The organism is Rhodococcus sp. P3_B8 (genome assembly GCF_056402775.1).
Window position 1 is genome coordinate 1 of record NZ_JBFUGT010000430.1, and the last position, 4,422, is coordinate 4,422.

Below are 4,422 nucleotides of genomic sequence, written 5' to 3' on the forward strand. Positions count from 1 at the left end.
CGCTTCGGCCTTGCGGACCCACACCCGTACGGTCTCCGTCTTCAGTGACATCCGTTCGGCGATTGTGCGGATCGCCTCGTATTCCGAGGCGTAGTCACCACGGTGCTCGAGGACCAGGCGCACGGCCTTCTCTCGCACCTCGGCTGGATAGACATTCGGCATAAGGATTACCTTCCCAAGAAAGAAGGTGCGCATCAAACCCGGGACGATTCACAGGGTGTCCTCCACTCAACCGGTTCCAGGTGCTGTTACCGGCGAGGGTAGAGGCGGGGACCGACAGGTCGGACACAAGCGGTGACGCAGCGAGCGCCCCGACCCGTGACCGGATCGGGGCGCTCGCTGCGTGTTGTGGTTGTTGGCCTACATCACCCAACTCACCATGATGATCGCATCGTAGATTCCGTGGGCCATGATCGATGGCCAGAGCGATCGTGTGTAGAGCGCGAGTGCAACGTAGAACATGCCGCCGATGAACGCCGAGACGACGTTGCCGGTACCAAAGTCCGAGTGCGCTAGCGCGAACAGAGCGGTCGATGCGGCCGCGGTGATCGCGATGAGGATCGTTGCGTGCGGCCGCCACCGTTGCACGACCAGTGGGAGGCTGCGGAAGACAATTTCCTCGAAGAGGCTTGCACCGAGAAACGCTGTGGCAAGGGCGCCGTAGAGCCCGAGAGCTATCACGCTCTCCTGCCGAGTTTCCCGAGCGGCAAGATCTGCGGGATCGACAACGGGAAAGGCCGCGCTGATCGTCCCTTCGACGTAGTGATAGTCCAGAAGTGCGAGCGCAGTCGGAATGACCACAATCCACACCAACTGAGTGCGCACCGCTACTTGCCGATCCCGAATCCGTACCAGCCCGAAGCCCAGCCAGCGGAACCCGCGGGCGAACTCCGCGCGGACATTCCATGCAGGCCCGATCGGGGAAGCCTTCTTCACCATGAGCGCGGCCAGGGCGAAGAAGATCAGTGCACCGAGGACTGCCAAGAGTGGCTGATCGGGTGCAAGGAGCGCGGCCCAGAGTGTCCCCAAAAGCGGCCCCACCAGAGTGACGAGGGCGCGCTTATCGCGCACGCGAGCGTGGCGCTCACCTTCTGACGGCTGGTCCTGTTTGTCGATCACGGCATCGCTCATCGAGATCCCCCCCGAAGTGGTGAACATGAGCGTGCCACCGACACATGCAGTGTCAGTGGCACGACGGCGTGAGAACTTGGTCAGGCTGACGCGGCGATGTTGTCCTCCGCCGGTTCGGATGAGGCGGCGACCGCACCGCTGTTGGTCGGTGTCACCGACTGTTCTTTCTGAGCGCTCTTGCGGGGCCGGCGTTGCGGTCCGCGTCGGTTGGTCTTGGTGTCATCCGACTGCCAACGCTTCAGTTCGGCGTCGGTGAATCCGGCGCTGCGCGCGTCGGCGATCGCGTCGGTCAAGGCCTTCTTGTTGGCCGCATCGGTGCGCGCGAACTCTTCGCGGGTGACGGCGAGAGTTTTGTGTGCTGTGGCGACGACGCGGATCGCTTGCATCTTCTTCTCGGCTTCTCGTCGGATTTGTTCATCGAGAGCGGCGAATTCGGTTTCCAGCGACTGGTTCTCCATGTGGTCGATCGTATAGACGTTGCGTGCGAATCTCGAGCCGTACACGCGGCGTGTGCGCGAGTCGAGTCGCGCTCGGATTCCGTTGTCCCCGGGTGGGTGTCCGGGTAGGCGTTGTGTGCACACGACACAGCGGAGCGGAGGAATGTCGTGTGTGCCCAATGCCGTTAAGCCCGGTACCCACTTGGGGACAACTCCCCCGCGGCGAAGTCGCGTCGGACGCGCGCAGCGCGGCCCCTCTGTCGGCCCGTTCGGGGGCCGGGCCGACCACAAGTGTGGAGCGCCCTGGTCCTCGTGTGGATGCCCGAGAGTCCCTGTCCCGCTCCGCTCGATCTCAGGCACCCACAATCGGGTCCGCACCACAGGTGGGGACGGCCGGAAAACTGCGCAAAGGAACTCGCTGCGCTCGTCCTGTGCTTCTTTCAAGAACGGGCACACGACGCAGGCGCTGCGTGCCAACTGATCGAGCCCCGGCGGAGCAAGATGGAAACTTAGGTGCCCTAAGTTGGTGTCGGGTCTGGACGCTGCGCTCTGGACCTGAGACACTGTCGTGTAGCCCCACGTGGTGGGGGCGCTGCGCTGGGCTGAACTGAGAGGTGACGACGATGAGCGATGACACCGCTGATCGTCCGCGCCGGATTCCGGCGTGAGCGCCGTGCGAATGTCGACGGTGGCCGGCATGCCCGCCACGTGGTGAAGGTGACTCCCGAGGAGGAGTCGGCGTTGCTAGCGAAGGCGCAGCACGCGCGAGTGAGTGTGCCGCGGTTGCTCGTTGAGTCCGCCCTTGCGGAGCACTCCGAGACCGCGTCGGAGCGCCGTGAATTCGCGGAGCAGCTGTTCGGCGCATTCCGGTTGTTGTCGGCGATTTCGATCAACGTCAACCAGATGGCCAAGGCCACCAATGCCACCGGGGACCTGCCCGAGAGTCTCGGTGTCACGCTCGGCGAGGTGCGACGCGTCGCGATGCGAATCGACGGCATTCTGCAGGAGTTCGACGCGCGATGATCGTGAAGATCACCAGCGGTGAGAAGATGACCGGCCTGCTGTCGTATCTGCAGGGTCCAGGCCGGTCGAACGAGCACACTGACCCGCACCTGGTGGCGGGAGATCCGGCGATCATGGCGTGGCATGACGACAACGAGTTGTCGCATCAGGACGCGATCGCGATTGCCCACCAGATCGACGAGCCGCGCCGGGTTTTCGGTACCGAGGTCCGCGAACCGAACTACCTCCGCAACGACAAGGGCGAGGACGTGCGGGACTCGCACGGCAAGAAGGTTCGGGACCCGATCGACCCGTGGCGGGATGCGAACGTGTGGCACTGCTCGCTGTCGCTGCACGCCGATGAGGGGCAGCTCACCGCCGAGAAGTGGGGCGCGATCGCGCAGGAATTCATGAACGGCATGGGGTTCACCCAGACCTCCGGCCGCTCCCCCGCCCGTTGGGCCGCGGTCCGGCACGGTGTGTCCGGCAAGGGCAACGACCACATCCACATCGCGGCGTCCGTGGTGCGAGAGGACGGTACGAAAGTCGACTTGTGGCGGTCGAAGAAGCGCGCGAGTGAGCTCGCGGGCGAACTGGAACGCAAGCACGGACTCGCGGTGATTGCCTCACGCGAAACCAGTTCAGGCGACCGCGGTTACCACCGGGCCGAGAAGCATCGTGCCGAACGTGAGGGTGCCCCGGAGTTGGACCGCGATCTTCTCGCGCGCCGCGTCCGGGCCTGTGCGACCGCATCGAAGTCCGAGGCCGAGTTCGTGCGACGGCTGCGTGGCCAGGGATTGGTGGTGCGGCCCCGTTTCGCCTCGGGACGAAGTGATGTCGTCGTCGGATACAAGGTCGCTGTTCGGCCTGCCGCTGGGCACACTCCGGTCTTCTACGGCGGAGGGCATCTCGCCAAGGACCTGACGTTGCCGCGGTTGCGCAGCGAGTGGGAGGACAGCCCACAGGCGTCGTCGGCGGCAGTCGCCGAATGGAACGCGGCTCGCCGCGACCTGCCGACGGTACGGGCGGGACGGGAGAGTCAGGAACTCGACCCGAAGCTGCTCGACCGGGCCACCGCGGACATCGGAAAGTGGAACGCCTACCTGCGGTCCATCCCGCTCGACGACCGGGCACAGTGGGCACGCGCCGCCGGCCGTACCGCGGGGGTGTTCGCGGCGTGGTCCGCGAAGATCGAACCGACACCAGGACCGTTGGCCGCGGCGGCGCGTCAGCTCGCTCGGTCCGCGCAACTTCCGGCGCACCGGGCGTACCGGGCGCCGAAGGGCGCGATGTCTGCGGGTGGTGCCGCACTGATCATGATGCAGACCAGTGGGCATCTCCCGAAGAGCGTGTCCGCGATGTTGTTGCTGCGGCAGTTGATGAAAGCGATGGAGGCGATCGCGGATGCGCATCGCGCGTCAGGCGAATTGCACCGTGCACTCGACATCGAGCACGCCGTACGCACCGAGCTCGCCACCATCCACGTCCCCCAGCAGCCGTGGCTGGCGGTGCCGGATTCCGCACGCGGCGAAGTGGCGACGGAGCAGGGTCGCACGACGACATCGAATCTCACACCAGAGCAGGAAGAATTGCGGAGGCTTGTCGCACTTGACAACGCGGCACCACCGGCCGAGGCGAAACGGCGTCCCGCCAAACCGAATCCCTCCCCCCTTTACCCGCCCCCACGCGCTCACGCCGGTCTCGACCGCGCACGTGGCAACGAAAGGTAGAAGGCCAGCACCGCAGTTCACGACCACAACACCTCCAGGGCTCCCGGTTACACCGTGCGCCTGCTCACCGGAACGGGCGAGCTGACACCGTCGAAGAATCTGGCGACTGTGCAACGCTGGGA

Annotated in this window: 4 protein-coding genes and 1 pseudogene; 2 read left to right on the forward strand and 3 right to left on the reverse strand. The window is 65.3% G+C overall.

Going from position 1 to position 4,422, the window contains the following annotated elements:
• The 3 genes and pseudogenes from AC1D1G_RS42155 to AC1D1G_RS42165 form a co-directional block, all read right to left on the reverse strand.
• Window positions 1-162: pseudogene (locus tag AC1D1G_RS42155) on the reverse strand (IS3-like element ISMyma10 family transposase); the annotation flags it as partial.
• A gap of 198 nt (window positions 163-360) precedes the next feature.
• Window positions 361-1,131, reverse strand: a complete 771-nt coding sequence (locus tag AC1D1G_RS42160) for a CPBP family intramembrane glutamic endopeptidase (protein ID WP_477956593.1) — start codon at window positions 1,129-1,131, stop codon at window positions 361-363.
• 80 nt (window positions 1,132-1,211) lie between these two features.
• Window positions 1,212-1,589 carry a hypothetical protein gene (locus tag AC1D1G_RS42165; RefSeq protein WP_477956594.1) on the reverse strand — a complete coding sequence of 126 codons (378 nt, stop codon included), beginning with the start codon at window positions 1,587-1,589 and terminating at the stop codon, window positions 1,212-1,214.
• A 609-nt stretch (window positions 1,590-2,198) separates the two neighbouring features.
• Between AC1D1G_RS42165 and AC1D1G_RS42170 the strand changes: the two genes are divergently transcribed.
• The gene (locus tag AC1D1G_RS42170; protein ID WP_477956595.1) at window positions 2,199-2,591 is read left to right on the forward strand and encodes a MobC domain-containing protein; all 393 of its coding nucleotides are present in this window, start codon (window positions 2,199-2,201) and stop codon (window positions 2,589-2,591) included.
• Window positions 2,588-4,300 (forward strand): relaxase/mobilization nuclease domain-containing protein, encoded by a 1,713-nt coding sequence (locus tag AC1D1G_RS42175; protein WP_477956596.1) that lies wholly within the window; start codon window positions 2,588-2,590, stop codon window positions 4,298-4,300. Before AC1D1G_RS42170 ends, AC1D1G_RS42175 begins: the two co-directional genes overlap by 4 nt.
• The last annotated feature ends 122 nt before the right edge of the window (window positions 4,301-4,422 follow it).

Bases quoted from the DNA above. Each gene is read 5' to 3' on its own strand.
- AC1D1G_RS42160 (WP_477956593.1), bottom strand. From the start codon at position 1,131: ATGAGCGATGCCGTGATCGACAAACAGGACCAGCCGTCAGAAGGTGAG.
- AC1D1G_RS42165 (WP_477956594.1), bottom strand. From the start codon at position 1,589: ATGGAGAACCAGTCGCTGGAAACCGAATTCGCCGCTCTCGATGAACAA.
- AC1D1G_RS42170 (WP_477956595.1), top strand. From the start codon at position 2,199: ATGACACCGCTGATCGTCCGCGCCGGATTCCGGCGTGAGCGCCGTGCG.
- AC1D1G_RS42175 (WP_477956596.1), top strand. From the start codon at position 2,588: ATGATCGTGAAGATCACCAGCGGTGAGAAGATGACCGGCCTGCTGTCG.